The sequence below is a fragment of the Halalkalicoccus tibetensis genome, assembly GCF_037996645.1.
Lineage (GTDB): Archaea > Halobacteriota > Halobacteria > Halobacteriales > Halalkalicoccaceae > Halalkalicoccus > Halalkalicoccus tibetensis.
On sequence record NZ_JBBMXV010000002.1, the window covers coordinates 54,300 to 70,779 of the forward strand.

General features: G+C 68.2%; 18 protein-coding genes and 1 pseudogene. 12 read left to right on the forward strand and 7 right to left on the reverse strand.

Features of this window, described 5'->3' with window-relative positions; translation table 11 throughout:
- Positions 1 to 26: 26 nt before the first annotated feature.
- Complete coding sequence (locus WOA58_RS05510) at positions 27 to 170, forward strand: hypothetical protein (RefSeq protein ID WP_340603173.1); 144 nt, start codon at positions 27 to 29, stop codon at positions 168 to 170.
- On the opposite strand, the gene WOA58_RS05515 is transcribed toward WOA58_RS05510, so the two are convergent.
- Positions 171 to 1,535, reverse strand: a complete 1,365-nt coding sequence (locus WOA58_RS05515) for a DEAD/DEAH box helicase (protein WP_340603174.1) — start codon at positions 1,533 to 1,535, stop codon at positions 171 to 173.
- A 94-nt stretch (positions 1,536 to 1,629) separates the two neighbouring features.
- On the opposite strand from WOA58_RS05515, the gene WOA58_RS05520 reads away from it, so the two are divergent.
- Together WOA58_RS05520 and dnaK are read left to right on the forward strand one after the other, a co-directional pair.
- A complete protein-coding gene (locus WOA58_RS05520; protein ID WP_340603175.1) occupies positions 1,630 to 2,220 on the forward strand; it encodes a nucleotide exchange factor GrpE in 591 nt (196 codons plus the stop codon).
- 150 nt (positions 2,221 to 2,370) lie between these two features.
- Positions 2,371 to 4,305: a molecular chaperone DnaK gene (gene dnaK / locus WOA58_RS05525; protein WP_340603176.1), complete on the forward strand. Its 1,935-nt coding sequence runs from the start codon at positions 2,371 to 2,373 to the stop codon at positions 4,303 to 4,305.
- A gap of 71 nt (positions 4,306 to 4,376) precedes the next feature.
- Here dnaK and WOA58_RS05530 read toward each other — a convergent pair whose 3' ends face one another.
- Together WOA58_RS05530 and WOA58_RS05535 are read right to left on the reverse strand one after the other, a co-directional pair.
- A complete protein-coding gene (locus tag WOA58_RS05530; RefSeq protein WP_340603177.1) occupies positions 4,377 to 4,547 on the reverse strand; it encodes a hypothetical protein in 171 nt (56 codons plus the stop codon).
- 79 nt (positions 4,548 to 4,626) lie between these two features.
- Positions 4,627 to 5,250 (reverse strand): SDR family oxidoreductase, encoded by a 624-nt coding sequence (locus WOA58_RS05535; RefSeq protein ID WP_340603178.1) that lies wholly within the window; start codon positions 5,248 to 5,250, stop codon positions 4,627 to 4,629.
- Between the two features lie 75 nt (positions 5,251 to 5,325).
- Here WOA58_RS05535 and WOA58_RS05540 point away from each other — a divergent pair, with 75 nt between their 5' ends.
- The 5 genes and pseudogenes from WOA58_RS05540 to WOA58_RS05560 all read left to right on the forward strand — a co-directional run.
- Positions 5,326 to 6,258, forward strand: a complete 933-nt coding sequence (locus tag WOA58_RS05540; protein WP_340603179.1) for a WD40/YVTN/BNR-like repeat-containing protein — start codon at positions 5,326 to 5,328, stop codon at positions 6,256 to 6,258.
- Positions 6,259 to 6,329: 71 nt separating this feature from the next.
- Complete coding sequence (gene dnaJ, locus WOA58_RS05545) at positions 6,330 to 7,460, forward strand: molecular chaperone DnaJ (RefSeq protein ID WP_340603180.1); 1,131 nt, start codon at positions 6,330 to 6,332, stop codon at positions 7,458 to 7,460.
- 40 nt (positions 7,461 to 7,500) lie between these two features.
- The gene (locus WOA58_RS05550) at positions 7,501 to 8,094 is read left to right on the forward strand and encodes a DJ-1/PfpI family protein (protein ID WP_340603181.1); all 594 of its coding nucleotides are present in this window, start codon (positions 7,501 to 7,503) and stop codon (positions 8,092 to 8,094) included.
- 44 nt (positions 8,095 to 8,138) lie between these two features.
- On the forward strand, positions 8,139 to 8,843 hold the full coding sequence (locus WOA58_RS05555) for a hypothetical protein (protein ID WP_340603182.1): 705 nt from the start codon (positions 8,139 to 8,141) through the stop codon (positions 8,841 to 8,843).
- Positions 8,844 to 9,017 (forward strand): annotated as a pseudogene (locus WOA58_RS05560) (cation:dicarboxylate symporter family transporter); the annotation flags it as partial.
- Positions 9,018 to 9,019: 2 nt separating this feature from the next.
- Here the strand turns inward: WOA58_RS05560 and WOA58_RS05565 are convergent.
- Positions 9,020 to 10,981, reverse strand: a complete 1,962-nt coding sequence (locus WOA58_RS05565; RefSeq protein WP_340603183.1) for an AMP-binding protein — start codon at positions 10,979 to 10,981, stop codon at positions 9,020 to 9,022.
- A gap of 499 nt (positions 10,982 to 11,480) precedes the next feature.
- On the opposite strand from WOA58_RS05565, the gene WOA58_RS05570 reads away from it, so the two are divergent.
- Positions 11,481 to 11,759: an ArsR/SmtB family transcription factor gene (locus WOA58_RS05570; protein WP_340603184.1), complete on the forward strand. Its 279-nt coding sequence runs from the start codon at positions 11,481 to 11,483 to the stop codon at positions 11,757 to 11,759.
- On the forward strand, positions 11,756 to 12,043 hold the full coding sequence (locus WOA58_RS05575; RefSeq protein WP_340603185.1) for a hypothetical protein: 288 nt from the start codon (positions 11,756 to 11,758) through the stop codon (positions 12,041 to 12,043). Before WOA58_RS05570 ends, WOA58_RS05575 begins: the two co-directional genes overlap by 4 nt.
- Here the strand turns inward: WOA58_RS05575 and polX are convergent.
- Together polX and WOA58_RS05585 are read right to left on the reverse strand one after the other, a co-directional pair.
- Positions 12,030 to 13,778 (reverse strand): DNA polymerase/3'-5' exonuclease PolX, encoded by a 1,749-nt coding sequence (polX, locus tag WOA58_RS05580; RefSeq protein ID WP_340603186.1) that lies wholly within the window; start codon positions 13,776 to 13,778, stop codon positions 12,030 to 12,032. The genes WOA58_RS05575 and polX overlap by 14 nt on opposite strands.
- A 14-nt stretch (positions 13,779 to 13,792) precedes the next feature.
- Positions 13,793 to 14,230, reverse strand: a complete 438-nt coding sequence (locus tag WOA58_RS05585; RefSeq protein WP_340603187.1) for a DUF5788 family protein — start codon at positions 14,228 to 14,230, stop codon at positions 13,793 to 13,795.
- Positions 14,231 to 14,357: 127 nt separating this feature from the next.
- Between WOA58_RS05585 and WOA58_RS05590 the strand changes: the two genes are divergently transcribed.
- Positions 14,358 to 15,290 carry a rhomboid family intramembrane serine protease gene (locus tag WOA58_RS05590; RefSeq protein WP_340603188.1) on the forward strand — a complete coding sequence of 311 codons (933 nt, stop codon included), beginning with the start codon at positions 14,358 to 14,360 and terminating at the stop codon, positions 15,288 to 15,290.
- Entirely contained in the window at positions 15,291 to 16,019 is a 729-nt protein-coding gene (locus tag WOA58_RS05595; protein WP_340603189.1) for an endonuclease V, read from the forward strand.
- Here the strand turns inward: WOA58_RS05595 and WOA58_RS05600 are convergent, their stop codons facing one another.
- Complete coding sequence (locus tag WOA58_RS05600) at positions 16,020 to 16,457, reverse strand: SHOCT domain-containing protein (RefSeq protein WP_340603190.1); 438 nt, start codon at positions 16,455 to 16,457, stop codon at positions 16,020 to 16,022.
- Positions 16,458 to 16,480: the final 23 nt, after the last annotated feature.

Below are 16,480 nucleotides of genomic sequence, written 5' to 3' on the forward strand. Positions count from 1 at the left end.
CGGTCGCGGCACCAACCACAGTTCCCATGATCGTCGACAAATGCCGACTGTGCGAGTTCTACGTCGTCGTCGGGACTGCCGCCGACCACCACCGAGTGATGCGGGCCCACGAGCGACACGAACACGGGCGGATCAACCCCGACCGCCAGGACCACCGCTCGGACGCCTGATCACCGCCGCCGGGCCGCGACGTTCTCCTCGGCCGTGTCCTCGCTGACGAGTTCGTAGAGCAATGCCCGTTTCCCCTCGCCCGGACGGAGGACCCGCCCCAACCGCTGGGTGAACTCCCTCTCGGAGCCGCTGCCCGACAGCACGACCGCGACGCTGGCGTCAGGGACGTCGACCCCCTCGTCGAGGACGTTCGAGGCGACGACCCGCGAGTAGGTACCCTCGCGGAAGCGCTCGAGTATCTCGCGTCGTTCCTCGGTCCCCGTCCGGTGGGTGATCGCCGGGATAAGGAAGCGCTCGGAGAGCCGGTAGACCAGGTCGTTGTGCGCGGTGAAGACGATGACCCGTTCGCCGCGGTGGCGATCGAGGATCGCGCCCAGCTCCTCGACCTTCCGGTCGGCGTTCGAGACGATCTCGCGGGCGCGCTGTTTCGCGAGCAAGGCCTCGCGGGCCTTCGGGTCGTTGCCGGAACGCTTCACGATCTCCTGGTAGTCGCTGCCCCGCTGCATGTCGATGCCCGACTCCCGGAGGTAGGAGACGAACGTCTCCTGGACCTCCTCGTACTCGGCGCGTTCGGCCTCAGTGAGCGACACTTCGATCCGCTTGACGTCGTAGGGCGCGAGGTGCTCGCCCGCGAGCTCGTCGGCGCTCGTCCGATAGACGACGGGCCCGACCAGCTCCTCGATCGTCTCGTGAGCCCTGTCGGGACGCTCGAAGGTCGCGGTCAGGCCCAGTCGGTGGGGCGCTGCCAGCAGGCGGGCGATCTCCCTGTACCCCTTCCCGCCGAGGTGGTGGACCTCGTCGAAGACCACCAGGGGGAAGACGTCGCCGACCGAGTCGGCCTTGAGATACGCCGAGTCGTAGGTCGAGACGGTGATCGCCTCCCGGGCCTGAACGCCGCCGCCGAACCGTCCGATAGGGACGTCGAACTCCGCGCGCAGCTCCGCGTGCCACTGTTCGAGGAGGTCGATCGTGGGGACGACGACGAGCGTCGGGGTCGCGAGCGCCTCGATGGCCTTCACGGCGATCACCGTCTTTCCGCTGCCCGTCGGGAGCTCGAGCACGCCCCGATCGCCGTTCCCGCGCCACGCCTCGAGGGCCTCCTGTTGGTAGGATCGTAGCTCGTAATCGGAGGCGAGCCCGCGGAGCGTGGGCGTTCCGAGGACCAGGTCTTCGTACGCGATCCCCCGGTCGTCGAGCCGGTCGCGAAGCTCCGCGTACCGGAACGCGGGGGCCCTGTAGGTCCGGCTGCGGGGGTCGTACTCGAGGATCGGGTCGGTCGGCTCCGCTCCGCGGAGGGCCTCGACGTCCTCGTCGGGCCCGTCGGCGCGGATCGTCCCGCCCTCGTAGGTGAGCCGTATCGCCACTGGGCGTGGGTTCGGGGCGGGCCGGTATAACGGATGTGCCCGCGATCGGGCCGGTTCTGTAACCCTTAAACCCGCGCGGGCGCACCCTCGATACATGAGCAACGAGGAGCCGGCGGCCCCCGAGGAGGACCGAGAACATGAGGAGCCATCGGCGGCCGAGACCGCCGAGGCGGCCAGGGAAGACGCCGAGAACGGGGCGGCGGGCGAACGGGGACGAGCCGAGGAGCTCGAGGCCGACCTCGAGGAGCGCGAGGAGCGCGTCGAGGAGCTCGAATCGAAGCTCAAACGCACGCAGGCGGACTTCCAGAACTACAAGAAGCGCGCGAAGAAGCGCCAGAAGCAGGTCGAGGAGCGCGCGACCGAGGACCTCGTCGAGCGCCTGCTCGACGTCCGGGACAACCTGAACCGGGCCGTCGAGGAGGAGAGCGAGGACGTCGAGAGCCTCCAGGAAGGCGTCGAGATGACCCTCTCAGAGTTCGACCGCGTCCTGGAGGAGGAGGGCGTGAGCGAGGTCGCCCCGGAGCCCGGAGCCGAGGTCGATCCGCAGCGCCACGAGGTGATGATGCGCGTCGAGAGCGATCGTCCGAAGGGCAGCGTCGACGAGGTCTACACCTCGGGCTACGAGATGGGCGAGAAGGTGCTGCGGCCGGCGCAGGTGACGGTCAGCGACGGGAACGAGGAGTAACGAAACGGTAGTGTTGCGGTTCCGGTTCGCTCGAGCTCCCGAGTAGCCGGATCGGCGGAATTCGACGGACAGGGAGCCTGTGGTACTGTTTCCCGCGGGAACGCGAGGTAGCAAGGCTTAAACGATCCAGAACGCAACTCTACGCCAACAATGGCGAGTAACAAGATTCTCGGTATCGATCTCGGAACCACCAACAGCGCCTTTGCGGTCATGGAGGGTGGGGACCCCGAGATCATCGTCAACGGCGAGGGCGACCGGACGACGCCGTCCGTGGTCGCGTTCACCGACGACGACGAGCGCCTCGTCGGCAAGCCGGCGAAGAACCAGGCGATCCAGAACCCCGACCGGACGATCGCCTCGATCAAACGCCACATGGGCGAGGAGGACTACTCCGTCGAGATCGAAGGGGAAGAGTACACCCCCGAGCAGCTCTCGGCGATGATCCTCCAGAAGATCAAGCGCGACGCCGAGGAGTACCTCGGCGACGACGTCGAGAAGGCCGTCATCACCGTCCCGGCGTACTTCAACGACAAGCAGCGCCAGGCGACGAAGGACGCCGGCGAGATCGCGGGCTTCGAGGTCGAGCGCATCGTCAACGAGCCCACCGCCGCCTCGATGGCCTACGGCCTCGACGACGAGTCCGACCAGACCGTGATGGTCTACGACCTCGGGGGCGGGACGTTCGACGTTTCCGTACTCGATCTCGGCGGCGGGGTCTACGAGGTCGTCGCGACCAACGGGGACAACGACCTCGGGGGCGACGACTGGGACCAGGCCGTCATCGACCACCTCGCCGAGGAGTTCGAGAGCGAGCACGGGATCGACCTCCGGGAGGACCGCCAGGCGCTCCAGCGCCTCAAGGACGCCGCCGAGGAGGCGAAGATCGAGCTCTCCAGTCGAAAGGAGACCGACATCAACCTGCCGTTCATCACGGCGACCGACTCGGGTCCCGTGCACCTCGAGACCTCGCTGACCCGCGCGAAGTTCGAGTCCCTCACATCGGACCTGATCGAGCGCACCGTCGGCCCGACCGAGCAGGCGCTCAGCGACGCGGGCTACGACGCCGACGACATCGACGAGGTCATCCTCGTCGGCGGATCCACGAGAATGCCCCAGGTCCAGGAGAAGGTCGAGGGGATCGTCGACCAGGAACCGAAGAAGAACGTCAACCCCGACGAGGCCGTCGCGCTGGGCGCGGCGATCCAGGGCGGCGTTCTGGGCGGCGAGGTCGACGACATCGTCCTGCTCGACGTCACGCCGCTGAGCCTCGGTATCGAGGTCAAGGGCGGCCTGTTCGAGCGCCTCATCGAGAAGAACACCACGATCCCGACCGAGGAGTCGAAGATCTTCACCACCGCCGCCGACAACCAGACCTCCGTGCAGGTCCGGGTGTTCCAGGGCGAGCGCGAGATGGCCGAGGAGAACGAGCTGCTCGGCGAGTTCATGCTCTCGGGCATCCCGCCGGCGCCCGCGGGCACGCCGCAGATCGAGGTCTCGTTCAACATCGACGAGAACGGGATCGTCAACGTCTCAGCCGAGGACCAGGGCTCGGGCAACAAGGAGGACATCACCATCGAGGGCGGCGCGGGCCTCTCGGACGAGGAGATCGACCGCATGCAGAGCGAGGCCGAGGAGCACGCCGAGGAGGACCAGCAGCGCCGCGAGCGCATCGAGGCGCGCAACGACGCCGAGAGCGCGGTCCAGCGCGCCCGCAGCCTCCTCGAGGAGAACGAGGAGGAGCTCGACGAGGAGCTGATCGAGGAGATCGAGGCCGAGATCGACGAGGTCGAAGCAGTGCTCGAGGACGAGGACGCCGAGACCGAGGAGATCAAGTCCGCGACCGAGGACCTGAGCAAGGCGCTTCAGGAGATCGGCAAGCAGATGTATCAGGACGCCGAGGGTGCCGCGGGCGCCGGCGCTGGCGGTCCCGGCGGGGCGGCCGGTGCGGGTCCCGGCGGCATGGGCGACATGGGCGGTGCGGGCGGCCCCGGCGAAGCCGGCGGCGCGGCCGGTGCCGGCGGCGGCCAGGAGGGCGAGTACGTCGACGCCGACTTCGAGGACGTAGAGGACGAGGACGAACAGTAGCGACGACCCATCCCTCGCGGACGGTTCTCAGCCCCGATGGGGTTCGAAAGAGGGAACAAACGGCTCGCTTTTCAGGCCGTTCGCGCCCGCCAGGCGTTGATCCCGAGCGGCAGGGCCAGCCCCACGCCGAGCAGAACGAGCATCGCCGCGGTCCGGCTCTCGATCGCTACCCTCGTCCCGTACCAGAGAACGACCGCGACGGCAACACAAACGGCAGTGATCCACGTATCGGTCGATACCATGGCGGACCGAGGCCCAACGACCATAAGTGTTTTCTGCCGATCCATGCCGGATTCGACGATACGGGACGTTCGCGAGCGATCAGAGTCCCTCGAGGGCGTCCTCGATCGGCTCCTCGCCCTCGATCAGCTCGAAGGTCTCCCCGTGGGTGGTCTCGACGTCGAGCGCGGCGACGAGCGTCCGGGCGACGTCAGCACGCGTGATCCGTCCGCGCTCGACGCGGCGGGCGGCCTCGATCCGCCCCGTGGCGGGATCGTCGGTCAGCTCGCCCGGCCGAACGATCGTGTAGGTCAGGTCGCTGTCCTGGAGGTGTTCGTCCGCGGCGAGTTTGGCTTCGAGATACGGCTGCAGCCCCTCGGGGCTCTCCTCGGGTCGGTCGGCGTTGATCGAGCTGAGCATGACGAACCGTTCTGCACCCTGCTTCTCGGCCTCGTCGATCAGCCGGATCGCGCCGTCGCGATCGACCCCCTCGACGTCCTCGCCGCTCGAGCCCGCCGCGAAGATCACCGCATCACAGCCGGTGAGGGCGTGCGAGACGTCCTCGGTGAGGTCCGCGACGACCACGTCGACGCCGAACTCTTCCTCCATCTCGTCGACCTGCGATTCGTCCCGGACCATCGCGCGTGCCGTGTGCTCGCTTTCGGCGAGCAGCTCGGTGATGTGCTGTCCGACCCCGCCATGTGAGCCCGCAATGAGTACGTTCACGTCCGTACCAAGGGCCGAGAGCACCAAAAGGATGCTGTCACCGGCGTTTATACGGATCGGCGGCGTAGCTCCCCCATGTCACTACTGGCGGGAACTGACGACGGCGTGTTCCGGCTAGCGACCGATTCGACCGACGACGCGCGACGGGTGCTCGATGCCGGGCGAGTCATGCGGCTTCGGACGTTCGACGCGTTCGAGGGGGTCTTCGCCGCCTCGAAGACCGGGCTATATCGCTCGCTCGACGGGGGCGATTCGTGGACTGACCTCGGGGTGCCCCGCGAGGAGATCTACTCGGTCGTGGCCGCGCCCGATGGCGGACGTCTCTATGTGGGCACGCACCCGGCACACCTGTACGTCTCGGTCGACGGGGAGGGCGGGGAATGGCGCGAGCTCACGGGGTTCCAGGAGCTGCCCTCGCGCGGGGAGTGGTACACCCCACGACACCGAGACGAGGCCCACATCCGGAGCCTCGGGGTCCATCCCGACGTCCCCGAGCGGGTCATCGCCGGCGTCGAGGTCGGCGGGGTCCACGTCAGCGACGACGAGGGCAACGCTTGGAGCGAGCGAAAGGAGGGTGTCCACGACGACGTTCACCACGTGCTCGTCCTCAGGCCGGCGGAGTACGTCGCCTCGACGGGGTCGGGGCTGTATCGAACCACGGACGCGGGACGGTCCTGGACCCGGCTCGACGGTGATCTCGATCATCGATACTTCCGGGAGGCGATCACCCACGATGGACGGCTGTACGCCGCGGCGGCCCGCGGCTCGCCCGGGTCGTGGTCCGGCGAGAGCGGGGCCGACGCCGCGCTGTTCGAGTCCGAGGGCGGGATGGATTTCGAGCAAGTGGCCTACCCGGGCGGCCCCGAGGAGGTCGTCCTCGCGTGGGCCGTCGTCGACGGGATCGTGACGGCGGGGACGAACGACGGGCGTATGCTGCGGCGGGCGGACGGGACGTGGCGGGACTGTGGCACACTGCCGGCCGGGGTCAGGTCGCTGACGGCGATCTGAGCGTGCTGTCGGCTCGTCGATGACTCAAGCGGTCCGTTCAAGTACGACAACCCAGTACGTGGTGACAACTGATGAGCGAGGATTTCTACGACGTCCTCGGCGTGAGTCGGGACGCCGACGAGGACGAGATCAACCAGGCCTTCCGGAAGAAGGCCGCCAAGTACCACCCGGACGTCAGCGACGAGCCGGACGCAGAGGAGAAGTTCAAGAAGGCGAAGAAGGCAAAGGAGGTGCTGACGGACGAACAACAGCGCTCGGCCTACGACCGGATGGGCCACGAGCAGTTCGAGCAGGCCGAGAAGCGCGGCGGCTTCGACGCCGGCGGCGCCGGCGGGTTCGGGGGCGCCGGCGCGGGCGGCTTCGGCGGTGGCGGTGGCGGCCTCGGCGACATCTTCGAGCAGTTCTTCGGCGGGAGCGGTGGCGGCGGCCGCCGGCAGGGTGCGGACCTCCAGACCCGACTGTCCGTCACCCTCGAGGAGATCTACGAGGGCGTCGAGAAGGAGATGACGATCAACCGCCCCGAGGAATGTCCCTCGTGTGACGGCGCGGGCGGGGAGAACCCCGAGACCTGCCCCGAGTGTAACGGGCAGGGTCAGGTCACTCAGGTCCAACAGACCCCCTTCGGCCGGATGCAGCAGACCCAGGCCTGCCCCAACTGTCGGGGCGACGGCCAGGTCTACGAGGAGACCTGCGGCGAGTGTCGCGGCGACGGGCAGGTCACCCGCGAGACCACGCTCTCGGTCGAGATTCCGAAGGGGATCCGCGACGGCCAGTCGCTGCGGATGGAACGGGAGGGCGCGCCCGGCGAGCGGGGCGGTCCGAAGGGCGACCTCCTGATCGAGATCCGGGTCGAGGACCATCCCGACTTCGAGCGCGACGGCGACGACCTGCGCCACAGGAAGCCGATCTCCTTCCCGAAGGCCGTCTTCGGCGCCACCGTCGAGGTGCCGACGATGGACGGCACGGTAGAGATGGACGTCCCGGCGGGCACCCAGAGCGGCGAGCGCTTCCGCCTCGAAGGGAAAGGGATGCCCCGGCTGCGCCGGCGCGGACGGGGGGACCTCTACGTCTCGATCCAGGTCGTCACGCCCGAGGAGCTCAACGACGAACAGCGCGAGGCCCTCGAAACCTTCGCGGAGGCCGGCGGCGAGGAGATCGAGGTCGAACAGGGCTTCTTCGAGAAGATCAAGAGCTCGCTGTAAGGAACGTTTATCATCGTTCGTGACGAAGATAAACGGGACCATGACTGGCAAGAAGATCCTGTTACTGGCCGGCGATTTCGTCGAGGACTACGAGGTAATGGTGCCGTTCCAGGCGCTGGGGACGGTGGGCCACGAGGTCCACGCGGTCTGTCCCGAGAAGGAGGCAGGCGAGACCGTGAAGACGGCGATCCACGACTTCGAGGGCGACCAGACCTATACGGAGAAACCGGGGCATGACTTCGAGCTGACCCACGACTTCGAGAGCGTGGATCCCGCGGAGTACGACGCGCTCGTCGTGCCGGGCGGACGCGCGCCCGAGTACCTCCGGACCTACGACGGGGTGCTCGAGATCGTCCGACACTTCTTCGAGGCCGACAAGCCCGTCGCGTCGCTCTGTCACGGCCTGCAGGTGCTCGCGGCCGCCGACGTCCTCGACGGGCGGACCTGCACCGCCTACCCGGCGCTCGAACCCGAGGTCCGCGCGGCCGGGGCCGAGTGGACCGACGAGGTGACCCGCGAGGGAAACCTCGTGACCGCCCAGGCCTGGCCCGACCACCCCGCGTGGCTCGCGGAGTTCCTCGACCTGCTCGGGACCGACGTCGAGCACGCCGAGCCCGCGCCCGCGGACGACTGAGACGAGACCGAGCACGTATTTTTCGCCGCCCACGAAGGGGCGGCATGGACACCATCGGGGAGCTGGTCGCCCGGGAGCGACGCACCCGCGAGCCGGCGCTTCGCGCACGGACCGGCGTCAACCTCCGGTACGACTACTACCAGTTCTGTACGACCGCCCACAAGGCGGGCAACTTCTTCAGCCACCGCGGGGTGCGGGCGGGCTCGCTCGTCGGGATCGTGGGGGAGGAGAGCGGCGCGCCGCTGCTGTCGCTGTTCGGGGCGGCGCTGCTCGGCGCCCGCGTTCGCTTCGATCCCCCGCGGGAGATCGACGCGCGCCTGCTCGTCGCCCCCGGAGAGCGCATCGAGGGCTACGACCTGCCGGCGGGCGCGAGCCACCTCGCCTACGACGGCGAAGCGGGAGGGGGAGTCGAGGCGTTCGGCGAGAGCGTCTGGAGCGAGAACCCCGCCTGTCCCGTCCCTCCGGAGGTCGGCCCGGACACCCCGATGCTCGAAACCGACGACGGCGAGCACACCCACGGCGAGCTGCTCGCGGCCACCGAGCGGATCGTCGCCGAGTCGGGTCTCGACGCCGGCGACGAGGTGGCGATCCGCGCGCCGCTCGCCCACCCCGGGACGGTCGTCGCGGGCGTGCTCGCGCCCCTCGCGGCGGGCGGCGTGATCGTCCTCCCCGGCCCCGACGAGGTGGCGGACGTCGCCGTCGGTAACGGTCCGGAACCCGAGGCGATCGACCCTACCGACGCCCTGTAAGGATTCATCGCGGGCATCGATCCGATCCTCGACCGACTGCGCACGATGACCAACGTCACCGGCGACCTGGCGGTGGCGACGCTGGTCGGCCACTGGAACGGCGCGGTCGACTTCGACGGCGGCGTCTGGGCGAGCGGCGACGGGGCCCCGGCGGTCGCGCCGAGCGACGACTGATTCTATCGCGCTTCCTCGAGCCCCTCCAGCGCCTCGGGGTTCTCGATCGAGCCCGTGTCGCCGAGCTCCTCGCCGGTGTAGGCGGCCTGGATCGCACGGCGGACGACCTTCCCGCTCTGGGTCTTCGGGAACTCCGCGACGAACAGCACCTCGCGGGGACGGAACGGTTTTCCGAGCTCCTCGCCGACCTGCCCGCGCAGCTCCTCGCGCAGCTCGTCGCCCTCCTCGACGCCCTCCTCGAGGACGACGTAGGTGACGACCGCCGTGCCAGTCGTGTCGTCGGGGACGCCCACCGCGGCGGCCTGGTTGACCGCCTCGTGGTCCATCAGCGCGCCCTCGACTTCGGCGGGTCCGACCTTTCGGCCGGCGACGTTCAGCGCGTCATCCGCGCGGCCGTGGAGGAACCAGAAGCCGTCCTCGTCCTTCTGGGCCCAGTCGCCGTGGTCCCACAGCGGCGGGTCCTCGAAGGAGCTCCAGTACTCCTGGAGATACCGCTCGTCGCCCTCCCAGAGCGACTTCGTCATGCTCGGACACGAATCGCGCGCGACCAGAAAGCCTCGCTCGCCCTCGTCGGCGACCGACTCGCCCTGGGAGTTCACGATGTCGATGTCCATTCCCAGGCCAGGACCGCCGAGGGTACAGGGTTTGAGCGGCTGGTTGGGCATCGGCATCAGGAAACAGCCACAGATCTCCGTCCCGCCGGAGATGTTGATGATCGGCGCCTCGCTTCCCCCCACCTTCTCGTAGAACCACTGCCAGGACTCGGGGTCCCAGGGCTCGCCGGTCGAGCCCAGGATGCGCAGGCTCGAGAGGTCGTGCCCCTCGAGGGGTTCGTCGCCGTACTTGCGCAGCGCGCGGATCGCCGTCGGGCTGATCCCGAACTGCGTGATCGAGTGGCGGTCGATCATCTCCCAGAACCGATCCGGTTGGGGATGGTCGGGCGAGCCCTCGTACATCACCATCGTCCCGCCGAACGTGTGGGTCCCGATCATCGTCCAGGGGCCCATCATCCAGCCGACGTCGCTCACCCAGAAGAAGCGGTCGGCGGGCTTGAGATCCATCCCGAAGTGGACCTCCTTGGGGCACTGGACCCCGACCCCGGCGTGGGTGTGAACGATCCCCTTCGGCTTGCCGGTGGTGCCCGAGGAGTACAGCAGCATCGACTCCTGATCGGAGGGCAGTGACTTCGTCTCGTACTCGTCGGACTGGCTCCCGATCGCCTCCACCCACGTTTCATCGCGCTCCTGGCGCTCGTAGTCGCTCTCGAGCCGTTCGTAGACGATCGTGTGCTCGACGTGGCCCGCCTCCGAGATGGCCTCGTCGGCCGATTCCTTGAGGCGTACCTCGCTGCCCCGCCGGTAGAAGCCGTCGCCGGTGAAGAGGACGGAGGGCTCCGAGTCGGCGATCCGGGTGGCGGTGGCGTCGGTGCCGAAGCCCGAGAAGATCGGCACGGCGATCGCGCCGACCTTGAAACAGCCATACAGGATCGCGATCACCTCGGGGACCATCGGCATGTACAGCCCGACCGTGTCGCCCGTCCCGACCCCCCGCTCCTCGAGGGCGTTCGCGACCTGATTGGCCTGCCGGTGGAGGTCGTGATACGTGACCTGTCTGACCTCGCCGGGCTCGCCCTCCCAGATGCAGGCGACCTCGTTTCGGGTCTCGCTACCGGGGGCGGCGTGGCGATCGACGGTGTTGTGCGCGACGTTGAGCTCGCCGCCGGGGTACCAGTCGGTGAACTGCGGGCCCTCGCTGTCGTCGCGAACGCGATCGTAGTCCTCGTAGAACTCGATCCCTAAGTAGTCGACCAGTTCGTCCCAGAACCACTCGAGGTCCGTGCAGGTCCGGTCGATCAGCTCCCCGTAGTCCGCGAGGTCGTGTCTGTCCATGAACGCCGCGACGTTCGTGTTCGCGGCGAACTCCGGGGACGGCTCGTGAACGACCTCCCCGTCGATCGAGTCCATACCCGACGATCCACAGGAGGGACAAAGAGGTTTTTCACAGATTGTTTCAATATTATACATATACAATTTTACTCCCATCGATCCGTGGAAGGCGTATGGGCCGGCCTTTCGGAGGCCCAGAACGGCCAAAACGAGAATGCCAGTCCCCGCCCCCGTCGGTGCGGGGCGGTCGTGGTCGCCCGCCGAGCCCGTCACCGGTGCAGATCGTTCGAGAGAGAAAAGTAGGGCCGAATTTGGGTATGATTTATGTCCGATTGCCGCAAAATGCCTTTAGTTGTGGCGGCTGTACTTGTTATCGACGGGATTGGTCACCCGTCGTATGCACGCGACGCGAGTAGCACGGAGTCGTCGTGTGTTCGATCCACGCACCCCACCCCGGCAGCGGGCCGAGGGACACGGGGACTGCGCTCTTCGTGCGGGAACAGAAATCCACTAATAGGTGCCCCATCCACAGAGAGATGAAGCTGTCCCGAGGCCGAAACGAGGGTGGGCTGACTGAATGGAACGGATCCTCTACTATCTACTCACGGGAATGCGGGGCGGGACGAACAGGATCCGCATCATTCGCTCGCTGCTCGACCGGCCGAAGAACGCGAACCAGCTCGCGGAGGAGCTGGACTTGAACTACAAGACGGTTCGACACCACCTCGACATGCTCGAAGAACACGACATCGTTCTGACGTACGGGGACACGTACGGGGAGATGTACTTCCTCACCGACGAGTTCGACGCACACAGGGAGACGTTCGATCGGATCGCGGAGGGGGAGAACGGATGAGCCTCTGGATGTACGGCGCCACGGCGTTCGCGGGCCTCAACGTCCTGTTGTTGCTCTGTCTGACCTACGTCTGGGTCACGAACTACCGGCGGTTCCGGACGGCGATGACGCTCGGCTTCCTCTGTTTCGGGGTCGTGCTGCTCGTCGAGAACCTGCTCGCGGTCTACTTCTTCGTCGGCATGGTCGGCTTCTACACCACCACCGCCGCCCAGCAGATGGTCTTCGTGTTGCGTGCCCTCGAGTTCGTCGCGCTGTGCTGTCTGACGTGGGTCATCGTCCGATGAACTCGGCGACTTCCGCGGGGCCCCACGCGTTGAGGACGTCCGCCGGCTCCGCCCAGCCCCGTCGTGCGGTGTAAACCCCGTATCTGACGTTGTCGAACTCCGCGACGCTGTGGGCGTCGGTGTCGATCGCGATCGTCGCGCCCGCCTCGACGCCGACCTTCACCGCCCGGCCCCAGAGGTCCAGCCGCGAGGGGTTGGCGTTTACCTCCAGAGCCACGCCGTGCTCTGCGGCGGCCTCCGCGACCGCCTCCAGGTCGGGGTCGAGGCCGGGACGCCGGCCCAGCATCCGCCCCGTCGGGTGGCCGAGCACGTCCGTCGCGGGGTGTTCGATCGTCCCCACGAGCCGGTCGGTCGCCGCCTCGGGCGCCATGTCGAGCGCGCTGTGTGGCGAGGCGACGACGAGGTCGAGCTCGTCGAGAACGTCCTCGGAAACGCTCAGACCGCCCTCCTCGTCGACGTTCGCCTCCACGCCGGCGAACACCTCGATCCTCGCGTCCTCGGCGGCCGCCCGGATCTCCTCGGCCTGTTCCAGTAGCTCCTCGTCCGAGAGGCCGACCCCGCCGACCATCCCCGGACCGGTGGCGTGATCCGAGATGCAGAGGTACTCGTGGCCGAACTCCTCGGCGGCGGTTATCCAGTCGGCGATCGACTCGGTGCCGTCCGACCAGTCGGTGTGGGTGTGCAGGTCCCCCCGGAGGTCGCCCTCCCCGATCAGATCGGGCAGCTCGTCCGCCGCGGCCGCGTCGATCTCGCCGGTGTCCTCGCGCAGTTCGGGCGGGATCCACGCGAGGTCGAGGACGTCGTACATCCCTTCTTCAGTTTCCCCGTCGACCCGCTCGCCGGCGCGCTGGCCGCTCGTGTCGTCGACTCCCGATATGTCGAACACGCCGTACTCGTTGACCTTCAGGTCCCGATCCAGCGCGCGGTTGCGAAACCGGATGTTGTGGGCCTTGCTGCCCGTGAAGTACTGCAGCGCGCTGCCGAACTCCTCGGGGACGACGACCCGGAGATCGACCCGGATCCCGTCGACGACGACGCTCGCCTTGTTCCCGCCGGCCTCCATGACCCGTTCGACGCGCTCCCAGTCGGTGAGCGTTTCGACGACGTCCTCCAGATCGTCGCTCGCGGCGAGCACGTCGACGTCGCCGCTGGTCTCTCGCCACCGGCGGATCGAACCCGCGACCTCGGCCGCCTCGACGATCTCGTGATCGCGCAGGTAGTCGAGCAGGTCGTCGGCGAGCGGGCGGGTGTCGCCGAGCCGCTCGCGCTCGCTCGCCTTCCGGGCGAACTCCAACCCACTGAGGATGTTCTCCTCGGTCTTCGGCCCGAACCCCTTGATCTCCCGGATCTCGCCGCCGCTGGCGGCCTTCTCCAGATCGGCGAGGTCCTCGACGCCGAGCTCCTCGTAGAGCGTTCCCACCGTCTTCGGCCCGACGCCCTCGACGCTCGTGAGCTCGCCCATCGCCACCGGGAGCCGGGCGCGCTCCTCCTCCAGCTCCTCGATCTCGCCGGTCGCGATGTACTCGAGCACCTTCGAGGAGATGGCGTCGCCCACCCCGTCGATTTCCTCGACGGCGTCCTGACCCTCGCTCGCCAACGCCTCGATCGCCGTCGGGTGCTCGCGGATGCTGTCTGCGGCCCGTCGGTAGGTGTTGGGCTTGTACTCGACGTCCCGGGCCTCGAGCAGGTCGGCGTACTCCTCGAGGAGGGCGGCGACCTCGGCGTTGCGGCTCATACCCTCCCTTCGGCTCATCGCCTGTTAGGTGTACTGTCCTCGTCGAGCCCGAGCGCCTGGCGCATGAAGCGCGTCCAGCGTTTCTTGTCCGCGACCTCCTGGGCCCTTACCTCGTTCTCGAGGTCTGCCGGCCCGAGCTGCTGGAGGCCCTCCAGCGCGCGGTCGATCCCGATGATCGACTCGGCGAGGCGCTCGCCCTCCTCCCGACTGATCTCGCCCTCCTCGATCAGCTCCAGGCGTTCGAGACGCTCCTTTCGGAGGTTTCGCTTCGCCCGCTCGACGCGGTCGCGCTCGCCCTCGGGGATCGTCTCGCGGCGCTTGATCTCGAAGACGAAGTCGCGAAGCTCGACGCGCTCGCCCTGGACGTCGATCTCCTCGGGGATGGAGGCGCCGATGGTCGCACCCTCCTTGTTGACGCGTTCGAGCAGCTGTTTTCGCTCGTACTCCTGCACGTCCCGACGTCGGTGGTCGAGGGCCAAAAACCCCGCTCGTCGCGTGCCGGCGGTCGTGGCCCGTACGAGAGCGTGCGGCCGCTCCCGATCCCAACCCCTTTTGTCACCCCGCCGCGAATCGCGGGTAATGGCGCAGTGTGATCGGTGTGGCTCACACGAGAACATGCCCTATCGCTGTGGGCGCTGCGGGGGCGTGTACTGTGGTCAACACCGGCTGCCGGAGAACCACGACTGTCCCGGCCTCCAGGAGTGGCGCGACCCCGACGGGGTCTTCGACAGCGGCTTCGACGACAGCGTGAACAACCCCGGCGGGCAGAGCGCGGGAGCGAGCGTTAGCGACCGGATCCCGATCAACACCGGCACCGGCGGGCCGCTCGGGTATTTCCGCAACAACATGACCTACGTCTTCCTCTCGCTGATGTGGGTCACCTTCCTGTTGCAGCTGCTCACGGGGGTCAACAGCCCGCTCACGTTCTACCTGTTCGTCCTCGACTCGGCGAACGTCTCGCACGTCTGGACGTGGTTCACCTCGATCTTCGCCCACGGCAGCTTCGGCCACATCGTGATGAACAGCATCGTCCTCTACTTCTTCGGGCCGATCGTCGAGCGGAAGGTCGGCAGCCGGAACTTCACGATACTGTTCCTCGCCAGCGGCGCGCTCGCGGGGCTCTCGCAGGTGAGCGTCTCGGTCCTGCTCGGGGAGTTCAGCGCCGTCCTCGGCGCCAGCGGCGCGATCATGGCGATCATGGGCGTGCTCACCGTTCTGAACCCCCAGCTCCGGGTGCTGCTGTTCTTCTTCATCCCGATGCCGCTGTGGCTGCTCACCCTCGGGTTCGCCGGGGTCTCGGTGGCCGTCGTCGGCTTCGGCGGGCTGGGCGCCGGCGGGATCGCCCACCTCGCACACCTCGCGGGCCTGTTCGTCGGCCTCGCCTACGGCGAGAAGCTCCGCCGCGAGGGCGAGCGCGCGCCCGACCAGCTCCAGTTCGGCGGCGGTCCCGGCGGCCCGGGCGGTCCCGGTGGGCCGGGTGGCCCCGGCGGCCCCGGTCGAGGGCGGTTCTAGATGGAGGTCGTCTATCCGAAGTTCCGGCCCGACCCCGGCCTCTCGCGGGCGGAGATGGAGGAGCTCCAGCGCGAGATCGCCCGCGAGGCTGTCTTCGAGGGTCGGTTCGAGTGCGACTCGCCCGTGGTCGTCGGCGTCGACCAGGCCTTTCCCGACGAGCAGGCGGTCAGCGCGATCGTCGCGATGCGCGACGGCGAGGTGATCGAGCGCGCCTCCGCCGTCACCGAGCTCTCGATCCCGTATATCCCCGGCCTGCTCTCCTTCCGGGAGGGCGAGTCGATCCTCGCGGCGTTCGAGGAGCTGGAGTGCGAGCCGGATCTCGCGCTGTTCGACGGCAGCGGCCGGATCCACTACCGGCAGGCCGGGCTCGCGACCCACATGGGCGTGGCGCTCGACCTCCCCAGCGTGGGCGTCGCGAAGAGCCTGCTCTGTGGCCGCCTGAGCAACCCGCCCGAGGAGCCCTTCTCAGAGGGCACGCGGGTGCCGATCCTCGCGGACGACCGGGTCGAGGTCGAGGAGGGCACCGTACTGGGATACGCGGTCCAGACCCGCCAGTACGAGGGGGGGTCGCGCTACATCAACCCGCTGTACGTGAGCCCGGGCCACCGGGTCGACCCCGAGACCGCCGCGTCGCTCGCACAGGCCCACTGCGAGGGTTATAAGCTCCCCGAGCCGGTCCGCCGGGCCGACTCCTATGCGGGCGAGCTTGCCGACGAGGCGCGTCAGTAATCAGTAACGGTCGGTCGCGCGCTCGCGGCCCTGTCCTCGGTCCCGGCTCCCGCGCTGGCGCTCGCCACCGCCCGCGTTCCGGTGGGGATCGGTTCCGAGCAGTCGCTCGACCCGGTGGTCGAACTCCTCGTCGGAGATCTCCCCGCGCGCGTAGCGCTGTCGGAGCACCGTCAGCGCGTCGGCGTCGGGGTCGGGATCGTCGAAACAGTCGTCCTCCGTCAACAGCTTCGTCGGGGAGTTGAGGTAGGCGTAGACGGCGTACAGGAGGTTTCCGATCCCGAAGGTGAACCAGACGGTGGTCACGGCGATCAGCGCGTGGATCCAGACCGAGCCGTAGTCGGGCTTGCGAAGGACCACGCGGGTCCCGCCGTCGCGCGCGACCCGCCAGCCGTCGGCGTACTCCTCGTCGAGCCGCCGTTGGAATCGTTCGGTCCTCATTCGGGGGCGAGTAGGCGCGAGAC